The 23,301-nt window shown below is 47.0% G+C and carries 21 protein-coding genes; 10 read left to right on the top strand and 11 right to left on the bottom strand.

Features of this window, described 5'->3' with window-relative positions:
* Positions 1-17: 17 nt before the first annotated feature.
* The 3 genes from ACVBIO_RS11540 to hldE all read right to left on the bottom strand — a co-directional run bounded on the left by ACVBIO_RS11540 (position 18) and on the right by hldE (position 2,887).
* On the bottom strand, positions 18-494 hold the full coding sequence (locus tag ACVBIO_RS11540; RefSeq protein WP_447172657.1) for a TetR family transcriptional regulator: 477 nt from the start codon (positions 492-494) through the stop codon (positions 18-20).
* Positions 495-589: 95 nt separating this feature from the next.
* Positions 590-1,441: a hypothetical protein gene (locus ACVBIO_RS11545; protein WP_447172658.1), complete on the bottom strand. Its 852-nt coding sequence runs from the start codon at positions 1,439-1,441 to the stop codon at positions 590-592.
* Between the two features lie 15 nt (positions 1,442-1,456).
* Entirely contained in the window at positions 1,457-2,887 is a 1,431-nt protein-coding gene (gene hldE, locus ACVBIO_RS11550) for a bifunctional D-glycero-beta-D-manno-heptose-7-phosphate kinase/D-glycero-beta-D-manno-heptose 1-phosphate adenylyltransferase HldE (RefSeq protein WP_447162999.1), read from the bottom strand.
* A 100-nt stretch (positions 2,888-2,987) separates the two neighbouring features.
* Here hldE and ACVBIO_RS11555 point away from each other — a divergent pair, with 100 nt between their 5' ends.
* The 6 genes from ACVBIO_RS11555 (at position 2,988) to ACVBIO_RS11580 (ending at position 11,074) form a co-directional block, all read left to right on the top strand.
* Positions 2,988-3,914: an LpxL/LpxP family Kdo(2)-lipid IV(A) lauroyl/palmitoleoyl acyltransferase gene (locus tag ACVBIO_RS11555; RefSeq protein WP_447172659.1), complete on the top strand. Its 927-nt coding sequence runs from the start codon at positions 2,988-2,990 to the stop codon at positions 3,912-3,914.
* Between the two features lie 428 nt (positions 3,915-4,342).
* On the top strand, positions 4,343-5,890 hold the full coding sequence (gene norR, locus ACVBIO_RS11560; RefSeq protein WP_447172660.1) for a nitric oxide reductase transcriptional regulator NorR: 1,548 nt from the start codon (positions 4,343-4,345) through the stop codon (positions 5,888-5,890).
* A gap of 146 nt (positions 5,891-6,036) precedes the next feature.
* Positions 6,037-7,434 carry a M16 family metallopeptidase gene (locus ACVBIO_RS11565; RefSeq protein WP_447172673.1) on the top strand — a complete coding sequence of 466 codons (1,398 nt, stop codon included), beginning with the start codon at positions 6,037-6,039 and terminating at the stop codon, positions 7,432-7,434.
* Positions 7,434-9,071 carry a M16 family metallopeptidase gene (locus ACVBIO_RS11570; RefSeq protein WP_447172661.1) on the top strand — a complete coding sequence of 546 codons (1,638 nt, stop codon included), beginning with the start codon at positions 7,434-7,436 and terminating at the stop codon, positions 9,069-9,071. Before ACVBIO_RS11565 ends, ACVBIO_RS11570 begins: the two co-directional genes overlap by 1 nt.
* Positions 9,072-9,369: 298 nt before the next feature.
* Positions 9,370-10,383 (top strand): plasmid segregation protein ParM domain-containing protein, encoded by a 1,014-nt coding sequence (parM, locus tag ACVBIO_RS11575; protein WP_447159415.1) that lies wholly within the window; start codon positions 9,370-9,372, stop codon positions 10,381-10,383.
* A gap of 10 nt (positions 10,384-10,393) precedes the next feature.
* Positions 10,394-11,074: a hypothetical protein gene (locus ACVBIO_RS11580; protein ID WP_447172662.1), complete on the top strand. Its 681-nt coding sequence runs from the start codon at positions 10,394-10,396 to the stop codon at positions 11,072-11,074.
* A 316-nt stretch (positions 11,075-11,390) separates the two neighbouring features.
* Here the strand turns inward: ACVBIO_RS11580 and ACVBIO_RS11585 are convergent, their stop codons facing one another.
* Entirely contained in the window at positions 11,391-12,710 is a 1,320-nt protein-coding gene (locus ACVBIO_RS11585) for a D-serine ammonia-lyase (protein ID WP_447169893.1), read from the bottom strand.
* A 21-nt stretch (positions 12,711-12,731) separates the two neighbouring features.
* Positions 12,732-14,069 carry a D-serine transporter DsdX gene (gene dsdX, locus ACVBIO_RS11590; RefSeq protein ID WP_447172663.1) on the bottom strand — a complete coding sequence of 446 codons (1,338 nt, stop codon included), beginning with the start codon at positions 14,067-14,069 and terminating at the stop codon, positions 12,732-12,734.
* Positions 14,070-14,291: 222 nt separating this feature from the next.
* Between dsdX and dsdC the strand changes: the two genes are divergently transcribed.
* The 4 genes from dsdC to ACVBIO_RS11610 all read left to right on the top strand — a co-directional run bounded on the left by dsdC (position 14,292) and on the right by ACVBIO_RS11610 (position 18,262).
* Complete coding sequence (dsdC, locus tag ACVBIO_RS11595; RefSeq protein ID WP_447169891.1) at positions 14,292-15,263, top strand: DNA-binding transcriptional regulator DsdC; 972 nt, start codon at positions 14,292-14,294, stop codon at positions 15,261-15,263.
* Positions 15,264-15,362: 99 nt separating this feature from the next.
* On the top strand, positions 15,363-16,718 hold the full coding sequence (zapE, locus tag ACVBIO_RS11600) for a cell division protein ZapE (RefSeq protein ID WP_447172664.1): 1,356 nt from the start codon (positions 15,363-15,365) through the stop codon (positions 16,716-16,718).
* 317 nt (positions 16,719-17,035) lie between these two features.
* Positions 17,036-17,305 (top strand): hypothetical protein, encoded by a 270-nt coding sequence (locus ACVBIO_RS11605; RefSeq protein ID WP_447159409.1) that lies wholly within the window; start codon positions 17,036-17,038, stop codon positions 17,303-17,305.
* A 201-nt stretch (positions 17,306-17,506) separates the two neighbouring features.
* Positions 17,507-18,262 carry a leucine-rich repeat protein gene (locus ACVBIO_RS11610; protein WP_447172665.1) on the top strand — a complete coding sequence of 252 codons (756 nt, stop codon included), beginning with the start codon at positions 17,507-17,509 and terminating at the stop codon, positions 18,260-18,262.
* 463 nt (positions 18,263-18,725) lie between these two features.
* Here the strand turns inward: ACVBIO_RS11610 and rsgA are convergent, their stop codons facing one another.
* From rsgA to ACVBIO_RS11640, 6 genes are all read right to left on the bottom strand, one after another.
* The gene (rsgA, locus tag ACVBIO_RS11615) at positions 18,726-19,772 is read right to left on the bottom strand and encodes a ribosome small subunit-dependent GTPase A (protein ID WP_447172666.1); all 1,047 of its coding nucleotides are present in this window, start codon (positions 19,770-19,772) and stop codon (positions 18,726-18,728) included.
* 194 nt (positions 19,773-19,966) lie between these two features.
* On the bottom strand, positions 19,967-20,110 hold the full coding sequence (locus tag ACVBIO_RS11620; protein ID WP_447172667.1) for a hypothetical protein: 144 nt from the start codon (positions 20,108-20,110) through the stop codon (positions 19,967-19,969).
* 382 nt (positions 20,111-20,492) lie between these two features.
* The gene (locus tag ACVBIO_RS11625) at positions 20,493-21,005 is read right to left on the bottom strand and encodes a DUF3592 domain-containing protein (protein WP_447172668.1); all 513 of its coding nucleotides are present in this window, start codon (positions 21,003-21,005) and stop codon (positions 20,493-20,495) included.
* A complete protein-coding gene (locus tag ACVBIO_RS11630) occupies positions 20,992-21,543 on the bottom strand; it encodes a hypothetical protein (protein ID WP_447172669.1) in 552 nt (183 codons plus the stop codon). Before ACVBIO_RS11630 ends, ACVBIO_RS11625 begins: the two co-directional genes overlap by 14 nt.
* Positions 21,544-21,821: 278 nt before the next feature.
* Positions 21,822-22,520 (bottom strand): hypothetical protein, encoded by a 699-nt coding sequence (locus tag ACVBIO_RS11635; protein WP_447172670.1) that lies wholly within the window; start codon positions 22,518-22,520, stop codon positions 21,822-21,824.
* Positions 22,521-22,779: 259 nt separating this feature from the next.
* Positions 22,780-22,989 carry a hypothetical protein gene (locus tag ACVBIO_RS11640; RefSeq protein WP_447172671.1) on the bottom strand — a complete coding sequence of 70 codons (210 nt, stop codon included), beginning with the start codon at positions 22,987-22,989 and terminating at the stop codon, positions 22,780-22,782.
* Positions 22,990-23,301 lie beyond the last annotated feature (312 nt).

The following is a 23,301-nucleotide window of genomic DNA, read 5'->3' on the forward strand; positions in this document are numbered from 1 at the left end:
TTATCGTGGACTCTATACTAACGGGTAACCTCATTGGGCTCGCCAAATAGCACTAACGCGCTCTGACCAACCAAAGCGTTAACCAGTAACCTTCCCTGCTCGCCCAATTCCGTTACGGCCGTTTCACTGGCCAAGCTGATAGCGTTATAACGCTCAACATGCACCTGGTTAGAGCCACAAATGGCAAAGAACAAACGGATAATAGATCTAAAGTAAGGTAGCTTTAATGAGGCTTTCCACGAATTTTGTAATGACTGAATACAGGAGAAGTCTAAGCGTTCGATAAACAGGTTTGCGATGCGTGAGTCTAACTGTTTTAGGAAGTCGATTTTATGGGGAAAGTGATGGCTGATCCCGGTACGGCTAATGCCAGTTGCCTCAGACAAAGTTGAATATGACATGGCATCGTAACCCAGATCTAAAATCTGCTTCATCGCCTCATCGAGGATCTGTTGTATGGTCTGTTTAGTTTGGATTTTAGTACGCTTTGCCATAACACCACTTCACTGAAATCGATATGGCGATACTGTAGCAAAAGTACTTTATCAATGCCTAAATCAATCACTTCCATTCAGCTCTCATTCAGCTCTTACTCAGCCGTCATCTGTTGCGAGCTAAGCCAGTCAGCGGCTGCAGTTTGCCCCATCACCTCAACCAAGGTTGGCGTTAAATACTCGCCCAATTTTGCTTTGCGCCAATAGATATAACCCGGCAAAGGTTGCACGGTTCCTGCACCAAAAGTGCGCTGCATAAGGCTAGAAAACTCATTGAGGGTATCTTTGTCATGCAGCACGAGTCGAGGCGATATGTCGCGCCAAAAGTCATTAAAACTGTCAAATTGATTTAGCTGCTCAAGTGAATAATGCGCAAGTACCTGCGCGAGCACGGGCACCGACCAGTGGGATATAAACTCACTGTCAGCCATCACCGCGAGATTACGTCTATGGTACTGCTGCCATGCGAGATCTAAACTTTGAGTCTCAAGCGCAATGCGCCAAACCAAATACAGATCCGCCAACCACTCGTGCTGATATGGGCTTGTAATCGTTTGCCCCTGACGACTTAGCGCGTCAATGGCATACAGATGCCCAAGCTCGTGCCAATAAGTTAATTGCGCCTGCTGTTTAAGCGGCAAGGAGAAGTGGCCCATGCCCCAATTAATCGTTTGGCTACGCGGTAATTGCTCATAATCAGTGATCACCAAACCAGCAATATGATCATGGCGTAGATGCAGCACCATCGCGCCCCGCTGACCGAGTAGATAGTGTAAATCGTTGAGCCGAGTGGGAAGTTGACGACGAGCTGATGGCGGAAGCTGGGTAACACAAGTTTTAAGCAGATTTAGCTCGCAAACAAGGGCTTTTTTAGGACCAATATCTGTCCATAAAAAGCCACTTGCAGTACCGACACTGAGCGCAAAAGTGACGGCAAGCGAGCTCATCATATAACGTTAATACTACTGATTAGCCATGATATTTTGGATAATCGCCGTGGTTGAAATACCGTCTTCAAAGCACAAGACTTTCACCTGACCACCGGCGGCCATGACCTCGCTGCCACCTGCAATATCTTCCACTTTATAATCGCCACCTTTAACCAATAGGTCTGGCAGTAAGCGCGAGATAATACGTTGCGGTGTATCTTCGCTAAACGGTACCACCCAATCAACTGATGCCAATGCAGCCAGCACCGTCATGCGTCTATCTTCGGTGTTAACCGGGCGGCCTTCACCTTTAAGGCGTTTAACCGATGCGTCAGTATTTACCGCCACAATTAAGCGATCGCCCAAAGCGCGAGCCTGTTGTAAGTAACTCACATGGCCTGCATGCAAGATATCAAAACAGCCATTGGTCATCACCACACGCTCACCGCGTAGCTTTGCCTGCTCAAGCGCATAGGCCAGTTGATCTTCGCTGACCGCGCCAAAACCAGACTCACCATGATTAAGCGATAACGCTTCAATTAGCTCAAGGCGGGTCACCGTCGAGGTGCCAAGTTTAGCCACTACGATGCCTGCTGCCGTGTTCGCGATAGCACAGGCCTGCGGCAAATCACTGCCCGCGGCAATGGCGGTTGCTAAAGCTGAAATCACCGTGTCACCCGCGCCCGTTACATCAAAAACTTCACGAGCAACGGTAGGAATATGCAGCTCAGGTTGGTCGCGAGTAATCAAGGTCATGCCTTTTTCAGAGCGAGTCACTAGCATAGCGGTAAAGTCATACGCCTCAAGCAGACCTTGCGCTTTGGTCACTAAGTCCGACTCAGATTCGACCTTGCCCACCACCACTTCAAACTCACTCATATTAGGCGTCAACAGGTACGCGCCGCGATATTTTGCAAAATCACTGCCTTTAGGGTCGACCAACACTTTTACGCCTTTCGCGTTAGCGGCGGCAATAAAGCTTTGTGGCGAAATTAATGCCCCTTTAGCGTAATCAGATAACACCGCGACATCGACCTTATCCAGTTCCGGCAAGGTTTGTGCTAACAGCGCTTCACTCTCAGCTTCAGAGTAGTTTTCTTCAAAATCTAAACGCAATAACTGCTGGTTACGCGACATAACACGCAGCTTAGTGATAGTCGGTTTGCCAGCCACTTTATGCCAGTTCGGCTCGACCCCAAGGGTCTGAATGCCTAGAGTAAGCGCGTCAGCGGTTTCATCTTCACCCACAATACCCGCAAGACTTGCACTGCCACCTAGAGTTGCAATATTGATTGCCACATTGGCTGCGCCGCCTGGTCGATCCTCAAGCTGTTCAACTTTAACTACAGGAACAGGAGCTTCAGGTGAGATCCGCGCGGTAGGGCCCGCCCAATAGCGATCTAACATTACGTCACCGACAACGAGAACCTTGGCTTTTTCAAATGCTGGCAGAGAAATCTTCATAGTGCCTATATCTTTCGCAAAATTTAATTGTGATTGTACCTAATTCTAATCGCTTTTGAGTTAGAATAATGAGTAATTTTTCAATGGACTCGAGAATTACGTGGTAGAAAAAGCGCAATTTACATCTCACCTTTATCACCCTAAGTATTGGCTTATATGGTTAGGCGTCGGCTTTATGCGTTTAACTCAGCTATTACCGCTTCGAATTCAGATGAAAATGGGCGCCGCAATCGGCCGTCTTGGCATGAAGTTAATAGCCAGTCGAGTAAAAACCGCAAGACGCAACCTTGAGCTATGTTTCCCCGAGATGTCGCCAAGCGAGATGCAACAGTTACTGACGCAAAACTTCGAGCAAACAGGCAAAGCTATCTTCGATACCGCAAATGCTTGGTGGTGGTCTGATGAAAAAATTCAGCAACACATGACCATTAAAGGTAAAGAGTATGTCGAGCAGACATTAGATAGCGGCCAAGGAGTCATCTTATTTGCCGTCCATTGTCTGCCTCTAGAGATGGGCGCCCGTATTTTTGGTCAGTTCCAGCCCGGTGTTGGCGTGTATCGCCCGCACAATAATCCGGTCATGGAATACTTACAGGTTAAAGGTCGGCTCCGCTCGAACAAAGCCTTAGTCCCCAAACGCGACCTACGCCAGATGGTACGCAGCCTGCGCGAGCCTAACGTTATCTGGTATACCGCCGACCAAGATTTTGGCCGTTCAAGCGCCACTTTCATCCCCTTCTTTAATGTACCCGAAGCCGCAACGATCACCGGCGCCACCACTCTAGCCAGACTTGGCAAAGCCAAAGTGTTGCCTTTCTTTGTTGAGCGTAATAGTGACGACACAGGCTACAATATTGAGATCCAGCCGCCGTTAGATAACTTTCCCGGCGAGAATGAGATTGAAGATGCCAAGCGTGGCAATAAGATTATCGAAGAGATTATTAGCCGTAATAAATCGCAGTATATGTGGTTACATAGACGGTTTAAGACACGGCCTAATAAGGGTGATGCTTCGTTATATAAATAGGTTCTAGGTTCTAGGTTCTAGGTTCTAGGTTCTAGGTTCTAGGTTCTAGGTTCTAGGTTCTAGGTTCTAGGTTCTAGCAAAGCTAAAGGTATCAGGCTACGCCTGACTAGGGTCGTGAGCTGGAAGCTCACGACCTTTTATCAAACGTAGTTTGATTAGCTATAACTGCGGGCGAAGCCCCGCGATGTTGATTGTTAGACGCAGTCTAACTTAAAGCTCAAACAAAGTTTGATGGCCAGCAGCCATAGATGCAATCTAACTCCCCCAACTTTAGTCAAAGTGTAAAATTGACATCGACAGCCCATAGCTAAATACTGTTAAAAAGACACACCCGAGTGACCTAGGCTGATCCTAGTATCAGCACGCTGGAATGTGCACGCTAAAACACTCGTCCAAGGTTAACGAATTAACCTGAAATTGGAGCGCCAATGTCACTGAGTCAAAGCGACCTTACCCGTATAGCACTGGATATCACATCAGGGCTGTCAGATCACGATAGATACTCAAGACTTCTTGATACCATACGTCAAACTCTGCACTGTGACGCCGCCGCGCTGCTGCAATTTAGCGGTAAACATTTTACCCCACTGGCTATCGATGGTTTGAGTCCCGATGTACTTGGCAGGCGCTTTATATTGAGCGAGCACCCAAGACTTGAGGCCATCGCTCGCGCGGGTGATGTGGTAAGATTTCCAGCCGACAGTATACTGCCCGACCCTTACGATGGTTTAATTCCCCATCAAGAAGACCATTTAATGGTGCACGCCTGTATTGGCCTGCCTTTAGTCGCTAACGGCGCGCTTATCGGCGCGGTCACTATCGACGGTTTTGACCCAGAGCAGTTCAATAGCTTTAGCGATAAAGAGCTACGCACCTTAAGCGCTATCGCGTCGGCATCACTTAACAATGCCCTGCTTATCGAAAAGCTAGAAAAACAGGCGCTGCAATCTCAAGAGCCGCCATCGTTCAACCACAATAGCTCAGACAGTGAAGTGGAAATTATTGGTCAATCCTCTGCTATCCAAACACTGCAAAACGAGCTTAATGTGGTAGCCAGTACCGACCTTAATGTGTTGATTTTAGGTGACACGGGGACCGGTAAAGAACTGGTTGCCAAATCAATCCACCAGCGTTCGCTGCGAGCAGGTAAACCGCTGGTGTATTTAAACTGCGCCGCCCTGCCTGAGTCCGTTGCTGAAAGTGAGTTATTTGGTCATGTAAAAGGCGCCTTTACTGGCGCGATTAGCCATCGTAGCGGAAAGTTCGAGACGGCCGATAAAGGCACCCTCTTTTTAGATGAGATCGGTGAATTACCACTGTCCTTACAGTCAAAATTATTGCGGGTATTACAGTATGGCGATTTACAAAAAGTCGGCTCTGATAAAAGCTTAAAGGTTGATGTGCGCATCATCGCCGCCACCAATAAAGATCTCAAGCAAGAAGTCTTGGCCGGACGCTTTAGGGCCGATCTTTATCATCGTTTAAGCGTATTCCCAGTCATAGTGCCACCACTAAACGAGCGCGAAGGCGATGTAATCTTATTAAGCGGCTTTTTTGTCGAGCATAGCAGAGAAAAGCTCGGTTTAAAGAGCCTGAGATTAAGCCCTGACAGTATTAACCTGTTAAATAGCTATGATTGGCCGGGTAACGTACGAGAGCTTGAACATGTTTTGCGCCGCGCGGCGGTATTGTCCAGAGCGCAGTCTCAGTCAGATATTGCGGTGATCACCCCGCAACACTTTGACTTGCGTGGTCAAGACAAGCAGCAGCTTGAGACAACATTTAAAACAGCAACGCAAACCCGCCAAACAATAGCCATTGAGCAAACGCTAAAACAAGCTACTGAAGCGTTTCAGGCGCAATATATTAGCCAGACATTAGTCGCTAACAGCAACAACTGGGCGGCAACGGCCAGAGCGCTAGATGTCGACTCCGGTAACCTGCACCGACTCGCTAAACGTATCGGCATTAAATAAAACCATGGCTGATATCGCCTATATAATTCAGTAGATTAAGCTGATATAAATTGGCCTGTTTATTCATGCTAAAAAGGCCGTTAAAAGGAATTAAGACTAAATTGCAGCGATTAATAACCCACTCCATTACTGCGTTATCGATACTCATGCTCTCTTTGCCCGTGAGCGCCCAGGACACACATGAGCCTAAAGCCTGTGAGCTGAGCACGCTTGCTCAGCCGCTATTTGATGCAGAACAGAAAATTCAATATCGCCAGCTTGCTAATGGCCTGCAACTGCGCACTCTCGCGATTAACGGTACTCAGGCTGTCTCTATCGCCAGCCAGTTTGATGTGGGATCGCGCAATGAGATACAAGGCCAAACCGGTTACGCGCATCTGTTCGAGCATATGCTATTTAAGGGCAGCGAGCATGCCCTGGGTGATAGCTATACCCAGACCATGAGCGCCTTAAGCGGCCAGTTTAATGCCAGCACCTTTTTTGATTTTACCAACTACTACTTAACGATTCCCTCGCAGGCACTAGAGCTGAGTTTATGGCTGGAGGCCGACCGCTTTCGCTACCCAAGTTTGAATGACACCACGGTAAAAAATCAGCAAGCTGCGGTGCTCGAAGAGATGGCCACCAGCATAGATAACCAGCCTTATGTGCGCAAAGCGATGGAGTTTTTACTGTCACAGGTTGAGGGCACGCCTTATGGTCATGCGGTGATTGGCAGTATCAAAGATGTCAAAGCGGCCACACCCGAGAGCTTAAACGCCTTTCATCAACGCTATTATCGCCCCGATGCCATGCAGTTAAGCTTGGTGGGCGATATTCCAGCTCAAACCCAGTCCTGGGTAGATGAGCAGTTTGGTGACTGGCAAGCACCAAGAATTGAACAGGCTCAACTTGAGGATCTTCAGCTAACCCCGCAGCCTGTGCACGGTGAGATTATCGATGAGAGAGGCCCTTGGCCTGCGGTGCTATTAGCGTGGCACACGGCAGGGCGTGACTCGCCAGATGCAGCCGGACTAACCTTACTTGAGGCGTATCTGTTTCAAAACAAGAGTAGCCTCATTCAAGGCACTAGCCTTAACGACCCCGACCAGCTGTTAAGTTACTCTATCCCGTTAACGATGACCCATCACGGCGTAACTAACTTAGTATTAGTGCCACGCGCGCGCACTTCGCTCGATACGCTCACTGAAAATGTGCAGGGCTTAATCGACACAGTGACAGACAAGCCGATATCAGCTGCCAAACTGTGTCAGCTAAAACAAATTTGGCTTAATAAAGCGCTAGCGCGTTTAGACTCACCATCACAACTAGCAAAAGCCCTTTCAGCCACAGCCCCGCAAGATAAGCATCATCCACTGACCGGGCCTTGGCAAAGAATAAACGCCGTAACACCTGCACAACTGCAAGCTATTGCCCAAGGCTATTTTAGCCAAAATGGCGTTCGTCTCGACCTGCTTCCGCCTTGGTATATTCGAGCCACTAAGTCCATTTTAGAGGTCTTACCTAAGGGAATGACTGACAGCCTTGAAGAGAGCGTCATGTGATGAAGCCATATATTGAAAAACCGCTGAAGCAACAACTTAAGCCACTAGCCTGTGGCACGTTACTGCTAAGCGTAATATTAAGTCTATTGGGCTGCCAGCAAACCCAGATAACATTTACCCCAACCGCTGAGCCGCAGCTGCCAGTATTTGATAAGTTGCAGGGCGCACCAGAGATTGCCGCACTAATCTATCAAGCCGCCATTCCCATTGAGCGTGTAGTGCTGCCGATTGAAATTGAAGCCGAACCTGATGCTGATGCTGTACTTGAGCCTAGGTTAAAACCAGAGCTTGAACTGTATCTATTTGACGATACGCCCTCTGGGTTAAATCATCTGTCGCTAGTGGCTTATAGCCAAACTCCGATGGCAAACCTTGATGTGCTGGTGAATGCTTTTCGCGAAAAAACCCGCTACTTAGCGCAGCAATCAAACTTAGCCTGCGCTGAGAGTCTGCGTATTCGCCCAAGCATGCACAGCCTGACTATTAGTATCGATTGCCCCGACTCCCCCGCTCTTGCTAGTGAGTTGTTAATGCAGTTTTGGCAAGCCGCTAGTGTTAACCAAATAGGCAGTTTTGATGAGATAGGGAGTTTTAACGAAATAGACATCGCCAATGTGCGCCGCCAACTCAAGTTGGCTAAACATATCAATGCCTACAGTGGCGCCGAAATTGATGATGTGTGGGCTAAAAAAATCCTCGGTGAGCAACATGTTTATAATCAAGTGCTCAACGACAAAACCCTTGCCGATGAGCTTGACTTAACCAAGCTTAACCAAGTCAGAGACACGATTTTTGCCCAATCTAACTGGGCGCTGTTTGCCAATCTAAGCCTTGGACAAGACAAGCAGTTTACTTCTGCGGTGACAAAGCAATTTAGCTCGTTAATCTCTACTGCCCAGCTCGCAAACTCAGCGGCGAGCAGCAAATTGACAACGCGTTCTAGTGCCGTGATGGACTCTAGCCCTGCTGTCATCCCAGCTATCAGTCCTGCAGTCGATATCAGCAATGATAACAAGACACTGTTTATCATCGATGCCCCTGGTAGCGTACAAACACAGGTACGTATCGGCTACCCACTGGATGCCAGTGATACAAGCAAGGATAGCATTCAAGATTGTAAACTACTGGCCAGCTGGCTTGGGCGCAGTTTTTCAGGGCGGCTTTATTACGATCTACGCGAAGTTCGCGGGCTAACCTACGGCATCTATGGCCGCTGCTTTGATAATCCACTATCACGCACGCTTAAGTTTTACGGCAGCACTAAGCTTGAGCACTCAGGTGCCTTTATCAGCGGCGTGTTAGATCATTTAGCATTAGCAAGCCAAACGCCGGCATCAACGGCAGAGGTTAGTACCTTAAAGAACTACCTCACTAGTCAGCAGATGCTACGCCAAGCCAACTACCGCGCAGTCGAGTTCGATAGCATAAAGCAGTTAGTGCGCGGCTATGAACCTGAGCGCGAGCAAAAAGAGGCCGCAAGGTTGGCAAGCTTAACCCCTGCACAGCTACAACAGATTGCCAGCTCGGTATTTAACAATACGCCCTATATCGTGATTAGAGGCGATAGTGACAAAATACGCGAAGATATTAAGCAAAAATTGCCCGAGTGGAACATTGTTAACGCCAGTGTCGATTAGCCAATATGACTCGCTGTGGCGACAATAACGCTCTGCTCATCTGCCAGCATTCAGGCTATGCCATCCCTACGACAATCCCTACCACATAACAGTGATGACATAGGGGTTGCATAGCTGTGATGGTATAGCCACTGACCCGCCAATTTACACCACCGACTATTGATGCTTTTTCAAGCGCCAAACTATCAAGTTTGCGACTGAGATATCAGCCTTAAAAAATAGATCACATTTAGATTTCAGTTCTTCAACGTTGCGGTCGCATTAACTTGCAAAATTGGGTTTATTTTAAGGAACTGTAATGCATTCGAGCATGACCAAATTTGCTATCGATGATGGCTCTACCAATGTAAAAATCAGCTGGATTGACAACGGTCAAGTGCGTAGTGTTACCTCACCTAACTCTTTTCGTAAAGACTGGAAGAGTGCGGCTTTGCTCAGTGATCGCAAAGTGTTTAATTACCAAATTGCATCGACTAAATATACCTACGATGCCACATCTGACAAGGCGCTTTCGACCACTCATGTCGCCTTTCAATATGATGACTTAAACCTATTATCTGTTCACCACGCCCTACTGCAAACGGGTGTTAAGCCTGGCCCTGTCAGTATTTTGGTGACGTTACCCATCACCGAGTACTACAAAGCTGACGATTGTCAGAAAAACGAAGAAAATATCGCGCGTAAAAAAGCTAACTTGATGCGCGAAATTACGCTTAACAAGGGCGAGCTATTTACCATTGTTGACGTTGAAGTGCTGCCAGAAAGCCTACCGGCCGTGTTGACCACACTGATGGATTCAGGCGTTAACGAATTCGCTAAATCTTTGGTGATTGATTGCGGTGGTACAACCTTAGATATGGGCGTGATTGTCGGTGAATTTGACGATGTATCGGCTGTTTATGGCAATGCCGAGATTGGCGTGTCTATGGTCACCAACGCAGCGAGAAAAGCCTTATCGGCGGCAGACAGCGACGCGAGTTACTTAGTGGCTAACGAGCTCATTAAGCGCCGCCATAACCGCGAGTTTGTTGAAGAAGTCATTAACGATATCAGCAAGGTAGACTGGGTACTTGAGCGTATCGAAGACAAGATTGCCGAGCTCGGTGCGGCTGTTGCCTATGAAGCTAAAACCTTTACCCGTAATCCAAACCGCATCTACTTAGTGGGTGGCGGCGCGATGCTGATTGAAAGCGCGATCCGCGATGCGTATCCGTCGCTGGGCGAAAAGATTGTGATGGTGAAAGATCCGCAAGAAGCGCTATCACGCGAGATCTGCTGCTACCACGCGGCAGAGCCAAGCGACGCGGCTTAAAGGGACCCTTATGCGCATTCGATTCAATGTAGGTCTAGAGCCTGAAATCTATGACAGCCACAGCTACGCCATAAAAACCCTAAGGGGTTGGCAGCAGCAGGAAAAAGCGCGTAATGATGAGACGGATATCGTGCTACAGCGCCGTATTCAGTTTCATCGCGACCTGTATTTATCTGGATTATTCCTGCATGAATTGGCGCCGCAGTTGCCGTCCATGCTCACTCAGACTCTGCTACAAGATAAGGTGAACTGCCAAACCTTAGTGTGCCAGATCCGCTCAGCGGGCCTGTCTTTAGAATCGAGTGAAGATAACGGTTTATCTGAGCAGCAGTGGCTAAAGTTAACCTCTATGCTTGAGGGCGCTAGCTTACCTAATCAGCAAAGCGAGCCATTGAACCTAAGCTCAATTGAGCAGCAACTTGAGCAGTTACAACAAGGGCAGGAGCAGTTAAGTAAACTGTTCAATAACTTGCCCGCCGTAGCTGACACTGTGCAGCCTCATGCAGAACTTGATTTAGCTGCGCAATTTAGTCAGCTTAAACAGGGGCAGGACAAGTTAATGGCGCAGATAAAAAGCCTATCTAGCCAATTAGCCCATACACCTGCCAGCGCGCCAGCGAACGATGAGACTCCTAACTTAGCGACTCAACTGGAGCGAGCGCGACGAGTAAAATCCAAAGGCTTGTGGTAATTTTTTACAGTACTTTATTTTCAGTGCTATTAATTTTCAGTGCTTAATTTACAGTACTTAATTTACAGTGCTATAAAACAGTTACAATAAAAAAATCCACCTTGTTAAGGGTGGATTTTTTTTGGCTTTAATTCTAGCTGTGCATTTTTGAGCAAGATTGAACGCTAGAAACAAAAAAGCAGAGCCAAGACTCAATGTCTCAGCTCTGCCCTTCTTCCAACTCGATACATTAATAAGAACGAGCCAGCCACTACATTAGTATTAGCGGCTACATTAGTACCAACTACTATACAAGGTATTAGCTTTTATATAAGTATTAGCTAGCTTGCGCTAGGTACTTTGCCATCTCAACCGCAGGCACCATTCCGCCGCCCGTCGCCCACACCACGTGTGTCGCGTTGCTCATCATCTCAGGTGTTAGCCCCATACGCGCTTGATACTGTGTATCGCCGCTCACTCTAAGTGCGCCCGGCATCCCTGCAAGGGCCGATGGCTCAAGCTCAATGCCCTCACTCTTAGCCAGTAAACCAAGTAGGTCATACATGTGCTGATCGCTTAAGGTGTAATAACCATCAAGCATACGCTCCATGGCGCGGCCGACAAAACCTGATGCACGGCCTACGGCTAAACCATCGGCTGCCGTGACGTTATCGATACCTAAGTCCTGTACCGCGATTTCATCATGCAGACCCGTGTGTACGCCAAGTAGCATACAAGGAGAATGTGTCGGCTCAGCAAAGAAGCAATGTACGTTATCACCAAACGCTAACTTAAGACCAAACGCCACACCACCAGGGCCACCGCCTACACCACAAGGTAGGTAAACAAACAGCGGATGCTCGCTATCAACCTTGATATCAGCGCCGTCAAACTGCGCTTTTAAGCGCTCACCAGCCACTGAATAACCAAGGAACAACGTGCGCGAGTTTTCATCGTCGATGAAGAAGCAGTTAGCATCAGACTCAGATGCCTTACGACCTTGCTCTACCGCAACGCCATAGTCTTGTTCATATTCAAATACATTCACGCCGTGGCTACGTAGCTTATCTTTCTTCCACTGACGGGCGTCAGCAGACATATGCACGCTAACGTTAAAGCCAAGCTTGGCGCTCATAATGCCGATAGACATACCTAGGTTACCGGTCGACCCCACCGCAATGCTATAACCGCTAAAGAAGCTCTTCATCTCTTCGGTGAACAGCATCTGATAGTCGTCAGACTCGTTAAGTTTACCTGCTGCAATCGCCAATTTTTCGGCGTGGGTTAGCACTTCATAAATCCCGCCACGCGCCTTGATAGAGCCTGAAATCGGTAAGTGGCTGTCTTTTTTCAGCATCAGTTTACCGGCAATCTTTTGGCCGTATTTGGCTTCTAGCGCCTGCTTCATCTGTGGGATCTCAACCACTTCTGACTCAATAATACCGTTAGATGCAGCAGTCTCAGGGAAGGCTAACGCTAGGTAAGGAGCAAAACGCTGCAAACGCGCGCTGGCATCGGCCACATCAGTGCTGTCTAAGCCTACATAGGGTAGTGATTCCGCTAAGTGGGTCGCCTTGGTTTCAAACCAGCTGACTTCTTCTAGATTGATAAGCTTAGTCAGCAAAGGGAAGTCATTTATCAGTTGTTGAGTATTCATGGTTTCAGGTTCCCTTTAGGATTAAATAACATAAGAAAGAGCAAAGGTCGCAGCCAGTGCCACAAGTGAGGCGATAAAGGTTGCGGTGGTGTAATACATAAATGTTTGTTTCATCGTGGCGCCGGTGTACTGCTTAACGAGCCAGAACAGTGAGTCGGTAACGATAGTGCAGCCGATTGCGCCAGAACCGATAGCTAAGGTCACGATAACGGGGTTCAAGTCTGGGTAAAGCACTAATAACGGCGACACAATCGCAGTTGCGCCCATCATGGCCACAGTTGCTGAGCCAACGGCTGCGTGCAGGATAATGGCCACTAACCAAGCCAGTAGCACAGGGGGCATATCAAGGTTTGCTAGAATTTGCGCCAGGCTATCGCCCATGCCGCTGCCACTTAATACACCGTTAAACGCGCCGCCCGCACCGATAATCAGCAAGATATTAGCAATTGAGGCGAAGCTGTCTTCGGTTTTAGTCAGCAAGGTGCCCATAGTCATCTTGTTGCGTAGACCTAGCAGGTAATAAGCCACGAACGCTGCGATAAACATCGCGGTGATTGGGTTACCGATAAATTCAAGCGTGGTGTAAAGCGCAGTACCCGGCTCCATGTACAGCTCGGCCACGGTTTTAACCAACATCAAGATAATTGGCAAAAGGATAGTGAACAAGGTGGTGCCAAGTGATGGTAACTCGCTCTCTTTACGAGCAGTGACTTCACTAAACTCAGCGGGCACTGGTAGGTGCGGCAATTTATCGCCAAACAGCTTAAGGAACAGTGGACCACCAATTAACGAAGCCAGTAGACCGATGAGTAGCCCCCAGATGATCACAGAGCCAACATCAGCGCCTAGTGCGTTAGTCACAAACAATGCTGCAGGGTGTGGCGGCACGATGCAGTGCACGGCCATCAATGCAGTACATAACGGAATGGCGAGCTTTAACAGTGAAGTATTGGTTTTGCGCGCTATAGAGAATGCCAGTGGGATCAGCAATACCACGCCAACTTCAACGAACAAGGTGATACCACAAATAAGGCCGACTAATACCATAATGACATCGGGGCTTAAGTAGCGAGACTTTAGCAAGGTGATGCCAATACGCTCGGCTGCGCCTGAGATCTCCATCATCTTACCTAGGATGGTACCTAGACCGATAACAATCGCCAAGAAGCCTAAGGTGCCACCAATGCCAGACTCCATCGCCTTGATCATTTCAAGTGGTGCCATGCCCATCATGCCACCCACAAAGAAACTGGCAAGTAGCAGAGCAAGGAAAGGATGCAACTTGAACTTAACGATGCTAATGACAATCAACAAGATACTACAAAGCAGAGTACCAATAATCCACAGCTGTGATTCCATTGTATTTCTCTATTGGTTAAAAGGAGTTAAAAGGAGTTCAAAAGGTATTGAAACGTGGCGCTATTAAATCCAAACAATGGAATGCTGACAAAAGATATAAATCAGCGTTCGCTTGAGCCAGATTGTGGCAACCAGTACTTAGTCGTCACAAAAGTGCTTTTAACATGACCCAAGCATCAAGTGTGTTGATAAAATCGGTGCTAAAAGGCGGCTTAGAGTAAAATGTGCCCATCAAAATTTGAGATGTTAGTCATGTACTCCCAACAAGATGTATTCAGCAGAAACCGTTTACTCAGCAGTTATCAGCTTGCAAAGCTGCATACCTTCGAAGTAGTGGCTCGTCACCAATCTTTTTCGCTCGCCGCAGAAGAGTTATGCGTTAGCCCCTCAGCCGTGAGTCATAGAATTACCGCGCTGGAGACTGAATTAGGCTTCAAGCTGTTTTCTCGCTTTCACCGCAGAATTGAGTTAACAGAAGATGGCAAGCGACTGTTTTCAAAGTTGAAGGACAGCTTAAAAAGCCTGAATCAGGAAGTGTTTGAGATTAAAAACCAAGAGGTGTCGGGTAAGTTGACCATCTATTCTCGCCCCTCTATCGCCCAGTGTTGGCTGGTGCCTAAAATTGCTAATTTTAGCCGTCAGTACCCGGCGATTTCGATCAACATTTTGACCGGCAATGAAAACGTTAACTTCAACAGTTTTCATATCGATCTGGCCATCTATTACGATAATCGCCCGCGCAGTAAACTGTTTTGTCAGCACTTGATGGATGAGACCATTATGCCGGTCTGCAGCCCAGAATACGCCGCCGAGCACGACCTGATTGGCAAGCCAGAGCACCTGAGTCGCTGCACCCTGCTGCACGACAACCAAGCCTGGGAATATGACTCAGATTGCGATGAATGGAAGTACTGGGGAGAAAAGCTTGGGGTCAATATTGATGACAGTCGCTCAATCGGTTTTGACCGTTCTGACTTGGCTGTTATTGCTGCCATGAACCATGCAGGCATCGCCATGGGACGCGGACAACTGGTGAGTAAGCGCATTGTGCGAGGGGAGCTCATCGCGCCTTTTGCAGGCCAGCAAGTAACATGCGAACAAACTTATTATGTGGCTTCTCATGATAAAGATCTCAACCCCAAAGCTAAGCTGTTTGTTGACTGGCTAAAAAAGCAAGCAAACCATACTTTATGATGCAGCCCGATTAAATTTACTCATATAGCGTGATGCCCAATAAGTAAGCTCAAGCTGATATACTCTCGCCATCTAACGTAATGAGCCCTATGTGAAACCATGACTAATCAAGCCTGCAACTTAATCAGCCAACAGGTCGAACACGGCGGCAGTGATGAGCCGCTGTCACAGAGTGGTCCACAGGCTCGCTACCTGCAGCAGGTAGAGCGGCTGCTGATTATTGATGACAGCGCGCAGCACCAAGCCGTTAATGCGCTCGAGCAATTGCATCAGCGGCTAACTCAAATGCCTCAAATGAATGGCCATGCGAATCCAGTCTGCCAAGGTCTCTATATGTGGGGGGATGTTGGCCGCGGTAAAACCTACTTGATGGATCTGTTTTATCAAAGCCTTGATAGTGAAGCAGAAACTAATGATTACAAAGCAAGAGTCCCCAAGCTTAGATTGCACTTTCACCGTTTTATGGCACGTATTCATAAAGAGTTGATTAGCGAAGCGGGTAATCGTGACCCACTTGAGCGCATTGCCAAACGGGTCGCAAAGCAGTGCCGCGTACTGTGTTTCGATGAGTTTTTTGTCAGCGACATTGGCGATGCCATGATTTTAGCCAAGCTGTTTGAAGCGCTATTTGAGCAAGGTATTACCTTAGTCGCCACCTCCAATATCCCGATTAATGAGTTATATAAGAATGGCTTACAGCGACAACGTTTTTTACCCACTATCGACCTGCTAAACCGCTTTACCCAAGAAATCCATTTAAGCGGCGAGCAAGACCACCGCTTACATCAGGTAACAGCAAAAAGCCAGACCCAGCGCTACTTTGTTAACGCGCCCGTCCAAGAACAGGCTGCCGAAAATAACGACATGAAAGAGCAGTTTGAGCGTATTTTTAGCGCTTGCTCTAATGCTGATACCGATACTAATGCAGGTGCAGGTGCATTAATTTCAGCGCCGCTGTTAATTCATGGCCGCATAATCGACACCGTAAAATACACCTCCAAAGTGGCCTGGTTTGAGTTCGACGCCCTGTGTGACGGCCCACGTTCGCAGCTCGATTACATCGACATCGCCAGCCGCTTCAGCACAGTACTGCTGACTCAAGTGCCTGTATTAGGCGGCGAGCCCCGCAGTTGGATTAGAGCCCGCGGCACCGAAGATGGCGCCCAGCACTTTACAACCACTGCAATTGAAAGCGCCAATACAACTGCCGCTATTGAAACGGCTGCATTTAACACTGCTGCTTTTGAAACGGGCAATAGACAACGGTCTTACGCGGTGAGTGATGACCCCGCGCGGCGTTTTATCAGCTTAGTAGATGAGTTATATGACCAAGGGGTGGAGCTGTATATTCAAGCCGCTGTGCCAATGGATGAGCTGTATATTGGCGGCGCGCTTAGTTTTGAGTTCAGACGTACATTGAGCCGCCTGACCCAGATGCAGAGTTTGCAATATTGATTGCCCTAAGAATACTCTCACCATCAGTGGTTGCAATGACCTGCGGCCTTAGCATGTGCCGATGCTCACAGCGAGTATATCCTTGTGAGCTCAACGAAAACATCTGATGTGAATGGATTCACACATGCCGCGGTGACATGAACGTCATAGCGCGGCCTTACCACCAAAGCCTCAGCCTTATCGACACTGAGTTAGAACAGCGGACTATCCAAGCTTATGCGGCTAACGTCAGAATGCTCAACAAATTCGATATCACATCTATTGCTCATCTCATGGTTACGGCATAATAGCGCCAATTACATTACAGAGTCGTAAATATGGACAACCAGCAAGAAAGTTACATGACTGAAGAAACCCTTATTGAAACAGTCGAAAATCAGATCGCCGACGGCGAACCGAAAAAGGTCAAAGAGACCTTGATGCGTTTGGTGATGACAGGAACGCCGCGTGAAGAAGCGATTCAATGGATGGCATGCGCGCTAGCTATTGAAGTTAGCGATGTGATGCTAAATGGCGCGTCATTTAACGAAAAGCGCTACAACCAGCATTTAGATGCCATGCCAAATCTAGATTGGATGGAAGACTAATATAAGCTGCTTAATATCAGCATTATTAATCGCTTTAGCACCAACTTATCTCGCATGTTAACTGGTGCTATCCTTGCCACCCTGTTTGGGCTTGCTATAACAGAAAGCTCAGCGCATCAAGCCAAGTTTCTCCCAAGCCTCGCACTTAAAGCTGCAACTAATGCAACAACTAATACAACTACAACAAAAAGAGAATTAGCCGTGAGCCAGCCACATACCCTGACATTAGATGACGTCTCATTTGATAAAAAACAAGGCAGGATTGATGTTTACAAGGGCAAGCATAAACATATTATTATCCCTGATAACTTTGACGGTATCCCCGTCACCGAGATCTGGGATTATGCTTTTTCAGAGGTTGAGGCGTTAAGCGAAGAATTCGAAGAGGTCCCAGAGAACCTAATAGCCAGCGTGGTTATCCCTAATACAGTCACCGAAATTGGTGAAGGCGCATTTCAGCGTAACGCCCTTACCGAGGTAGTGATCCCAAGTTCTGTGACTCGTATTGGTTACAAGGCCTTTGCTGAAAACGCACTTACCAGCGTTGATATCCCAGATTCAGTGACTGAAATTGTAGAAAGAGCATTTGCCAAAAATGCATTAACTCACCTAAGCCTGCCAAATTCATTGACTAAAATTAATGACCGAGTGTTTCAATTTAATGCGTTAACCAGCATCACTATTCCTGATTCCGTGACTGAAATAGGTTTAGGCGCATTTAGGGGGAATGCACTTCAAAGCATCACAATTCCAGACTCGGTAACTGACATAGACTCTGAAGCATTTGCAGATAATGCCATAACCAGTGTATTCATTCCGACTTCGGTCACTTACATGGGTAATGACGCTTTTAGCGATAACCCATTAAGGGGCAGGATTATCAAAGGCTTTGGCAAGAAAAAGCCGCGCAGAGAACTCACTGACGAAGAGTGGCTCGAAGCCTTTGGTGACTTATAAGGTTAAGTCCCCCAAACCTGAGGTTGAGTATCAAGCAGCGCCTGACCAAGGTCGTGAGCTTCCAGCTCACACACGGGCAAAAGGGTGACTACAACCCCCCCTCTTGACCATTTCTTTCATAAAGAGTCCGAGCCGCCCCGACGAAGTTGTTGATCCTCATACTCCAATAAAAATTGACTAACGGCTCAGATGGGACATCTGATGTGAATGGACTCACAAATGCCGCGATGGCATGGATGCCAAAGAGCGGCCATTTCCCCCCGAGCCTGAACCATCATCCATGATGATTCCACGACACTATTTTGGGTAAAGAGTCATCTTTATTTCGGCAACTCCGATGGGGAACAGTGTTTTCTGTAAGCTATTCCAACCAATTAGCGATTGATTTATGGTTCAAGATAGAAGAACAGAGTATTAAGATTCGAATAATTTACTCTGACCCCACATTTCACTTTCGAAAATATCAATAACCTTTTTTGAAACGCTTGGCTGCATGTTGAGCGCTATTAATGAGTTTGCCTAAGGCTCTGTCTTTACTGCGTTTCTCTGCCAGCGTTGCACCATTGAGTGCTTGCTCTTTGAGTAACTTCTGAAAACTATGTAAACGCCTTTCTGTTAAATCACCATTTTTGATGGCTCTTTGCACTGCACAACCCGGTTCAGAATCATGGGAGCAATCAGAGAAGCGACATTGCTGCGCAAGCTCTGTAATTTCAGCAAATGTTTCACTCACACCATGCTCACTGCCAGCAAGCTGTAATTCACGCATTCCAGGGGTATCCATTAGAACGCCACCGCTTGCTAATACCTTGAGTGCCCGGTGTGTTGTGGTGTGGCGCCCCTTACTGTCATCCTCGCGAATGCCGCCTATTTGCTGAGATTCAAAGCCCAGTAAGCTATTAACTAGGGTTGATTTACCCACGCCAGATGAGCCCATAAAGGCAATGGTTCTACCATTACGACAGTACGCTTCAAGCAGTTTAATATCTTGGCTATCAAGCGCATTGAGAGTATGCACCTGCAACATAGAATCTAACTGCTGTACTTGCTCTCGCTTAGCATCGGCATCTTCACACAGATCAGATTTAGTTAACAGGATCACCGGCTCAACCATCGCTTCGCGGGCGAGGGTGAGGTAGCGCTCAATTCGGCTCAAACTAAAGTCATGATTCAGAGAAGAGACAATCATGACAATATCGATATTGGCTGCAATCAGCTGAGTCGCCACCTTAGACCCGGGCGCTTTACGCTCGAATAGTGACTGACGTTCAAGACTTCGATGCAATCTTAGTTGGTCATCAAATAACACCCAGTCACCAACACAAATTTTCTCATCAATCACAGTAAAAGTGAGACTTTGCAGCCCTTGCTCCGACATCACCACTATACGGTCACGATGCTGTTCCATTACTCGACCGATAGCAAAATCAGTTAGGTCTTCTAAGCTCAGCTGTTGCTGAAAAAATGGTTTCCATCCAAGTTGTTGAAGTGTTGGATTTTGGCTATTCACGTACTGTTTTCTCACATCTAATGGTTGTATTCATCTTAGAGGCATTTAGCCAGAGACAATTGAATATTTCCGACAGTTTAAATTCAAAAACTTAAATTCGATAAGCTTAAATTCGACAAGCTTAAATTCGACAAGCTTAAAGAGAATTAGATCTGACACCGCCATAAGCATCAATGGTCAGCCCACGCTCTTTTTCATAGGTTTGGGGTAAAGCCTAGCAGCTTCTTTAGGTAGCGGATAAAATGAGGTTGCTCGCTAGAGCCGAACTTAAAGGCGACATCCACCCAATCAAGTTCTGCTGAATCTCGTTGATACACATATTCTAGCATCTTTTCCAAGCAGTTCATTGATTGGCATTGTTTAAGGGGTAGCCCAGTAACCCGCTGAAAACTTCTGTCGAGTGTGCGTTGTGAACAATAAAACTTGCCACAATAAACACTTCCAATATCCCTATAGGTCAGATGCCAAGGAGCGGCCTGCCCCAAGAAAGCTATGCCCACATCCCTGTGGGCATCATGACACATTTTTAGATAAGCAGTCTTCAACCTACTTCGGCAATTTCGATAGGGAATAGATGTTTTCTGGGAGCTAAATAATCTTATTTAGTTTTGAATTATGGCTAAAACAAACAGATTCAGTTTGCACCACATTAACTCTTAAATTAACTCTTACTCTGACCCAACGTTCCTTGACCCAACCATCCTAAAAAGGGATCAGAGTTTACACATTGCGAACGATAAAGCTGTCAGCGGCTGAGGTCATTTGCCGATACATCAGATAACAGACGGGTATTAATATCAAAGAGAACACCGCCAAAATCACAATTATAAACAGATGCATTGTTGGCTTAATAACTGCTGTATCGGGGTTGCTGGGGTTGTAGTGCACTTGGATCTTTTTGCCACGAGGAAACTCTGCCACCAAGGCTTCGGCCTCCTCCAAAGAATAACCTGGGATGGCACCTGTGATGTCGGTCTTATTACTCTTGTGGTAGATTTTGCCGTCAACAGCATAGAAATACTCGATAGCAACCTCGTAATGAGAATCGGCGCTGCTTCTTTCATGATAGCGCTCAATGCTCCAACAATTCACCACCACCCCTTTAGTCGTTGGCCAATTAAAAGATGCATGAAACTGATGCACGACATACGTTGCCAGACCCACAGCAAAAGAGAACAGAATAAACATAAACCACATTAAATTTGAAACCTGCGACAGCTTAAACCGCTTCACTATTATTCACCTCAATATCCGCGTGACTTTTCTTGTTGCTATTCACACTACATTCCTCACTAGAACCCTCACTAGAGTCCGCACTACTATCCACACAGCAATTCTCACTACTTTTTCCGTTACAGGCCTCATTAATAGCCATCAAAACTCGATAGCCTTTCACTAGTCTAATCAATGGCCATAGCGTGCCAATAATCAGCAATACCGCCCCCAGAAAACCAAAGCCAAGCAGATAGCCAAGCTCTTCAGCACCGGTCGTTGAAAACAGCCCTCCATAATTAAATCTACTGGCCACCACAAACGAGGCTAAGGCCGCTAAATGCAGTCCAAGGTAAATCCCTATCGACTGTAATAGATTCAAATAGCCTTGCTTTAAAATGGGGGAGGTAACGCGGTGCCAGCAAAATCCAGCCCAGCTAAGCAAGACGACCCACAGAGTCGCGGCAGGCAACCAAATCCAGCAGAGCAGATAAATTATAGCCACTGCAAGGTAGCTGCTGCGCAACTGTGTTAGTGCGGAGCACTTTGATAAGTCCATTAGAAATCCTTATTTACAGCGACTTTAGCCAACAACGGTTTAAGACTAAAACGACTCTAGACAGTCGTACTGTAATACATCTTGTTTTTTTCTCTGGTATTAGGCCTTGCTCTCTAAGGTATCCCTAAGGCAATACAATCAAGCTTCGCTTGATAAAGGTCGTGAGCTTCCAGCTCACACTCGGGCATGCTAAAACATAAGCCACCCATGCTAAATCAACAAGGGAGGGTAAAAAACATGCCATCAACGTTAGGTGTCACGACAGGACGACATTATTGCTAAATGTCAGAGGCTTTTGATTCGTAGGTTAAGGGGGGAAACTCACTGTGTTGTAATAGATAGACGACTTCCCACGGAGTTTTATCGGTTTGCCTGAATGTTTCGGCATAGTACATATGACTTTCAGCCAGCGCCTTGGGGGCCGGTGGTGTATCTATCCATTTTGACCCGGTGATGTTATTGAATTGATAATTGAAAGGCAAGTGCAACGGACTACGCAATGAAAATTTGGCGCTGTAGCCGGCATCGCGGTGTTTTTCTGTTATCCAGACGCGCACGTAAAAGCCCGGCGCGGTATCCCAGGTTCCCTGAATAGGGTATTCCCAATCCCGATCTTGTGTTACCTCCACTGACGCGATTTGTGGATGATCCTGCAATACATCATTAAGACTGGTGTGTGGGTCAATACCGAATGCAGACAGTTCCTCTATAATCATTTGATAGTGTGCCTGCCCACCGCCCTCTTCTATTTGTTGGCTTGAGAGTTGATGACTGTTGTAGATCATGTCCGCCATACTCATGTTCATTACGACTCTGGCCGGTGAGTTAATGTAATAGAGGGCAGCATAGGCCAGTGCAGCCAGAAGCGTGATTGAGCAGAACCGTTTCCAGTTTATCCTGCCCAGAGCGCGTTTGAGTTTGCTTTTAAACAGGTTGTGGGTTTTGCGCTTAGAGAAGGGTGTGGGTTTTCGCAACATTCAGGGTACCGACATTAGGCGTTTTGGCTTATTCAGCCGAATAAGCGCAGCGTAAAGGGATATTGGAGCTGGAGCAAGTCAAATGTTTGATCAGGATACACTTTTGCTTATACTGACTCACCCAAGGCGTGGTTAAAACATAAGTTAAAACATAAGTTAAAACATAAGCTAAAACATAAGCCACCCATGCTAAATCAACAATAATTGGCGGGCCAAAAACATGCCATTAACAATGGGTGTCATTACTGGATTTCGCCGTCTAACAGCTAAAGTCGTGAGCTTCCAGCTCACACTCAGCCAAGAGGGGATCAACAGCAATCCCCTCTTGGATCACCCCTGCCGCCCCGACGAAGTTGTAGATCCTCATACTCCAATAAAAATCGCCTAACGGCTCAGATGGGACATCCATGTCCCGCTGAGCCTGAACCATCATCCATGATGGTTCGACGGCATTTTTATCTGCGTACATCGGCAACTTCGATGGGGAATAGGAGTTTTCTGTAGGTTTATTCTAACCAATTAGCGATTGATTAATGCTTCAAGGATAGCGGAGCAGAGTATAGAAATTCGAATAGTTTACTCTGACCCTGACGAATCCCCACAAAAAGATAAACAGAAATAATCAGATAGGCAAAAATATGAGGAACATTCATGGCATTTGGTGATCAAATTTATCGCCAAACAAAAATTACCACGAGTAAATACCATGAATGCAAAGCAAGTTTTATCAAAATGCCTTTCTCTTGTCACCCCATTAATGCACAAAACTCGACGACAGAGT

The sequence above is a fragment of the Shewanella sp. 0m-8 genome, from assembly GCF_052977265.1.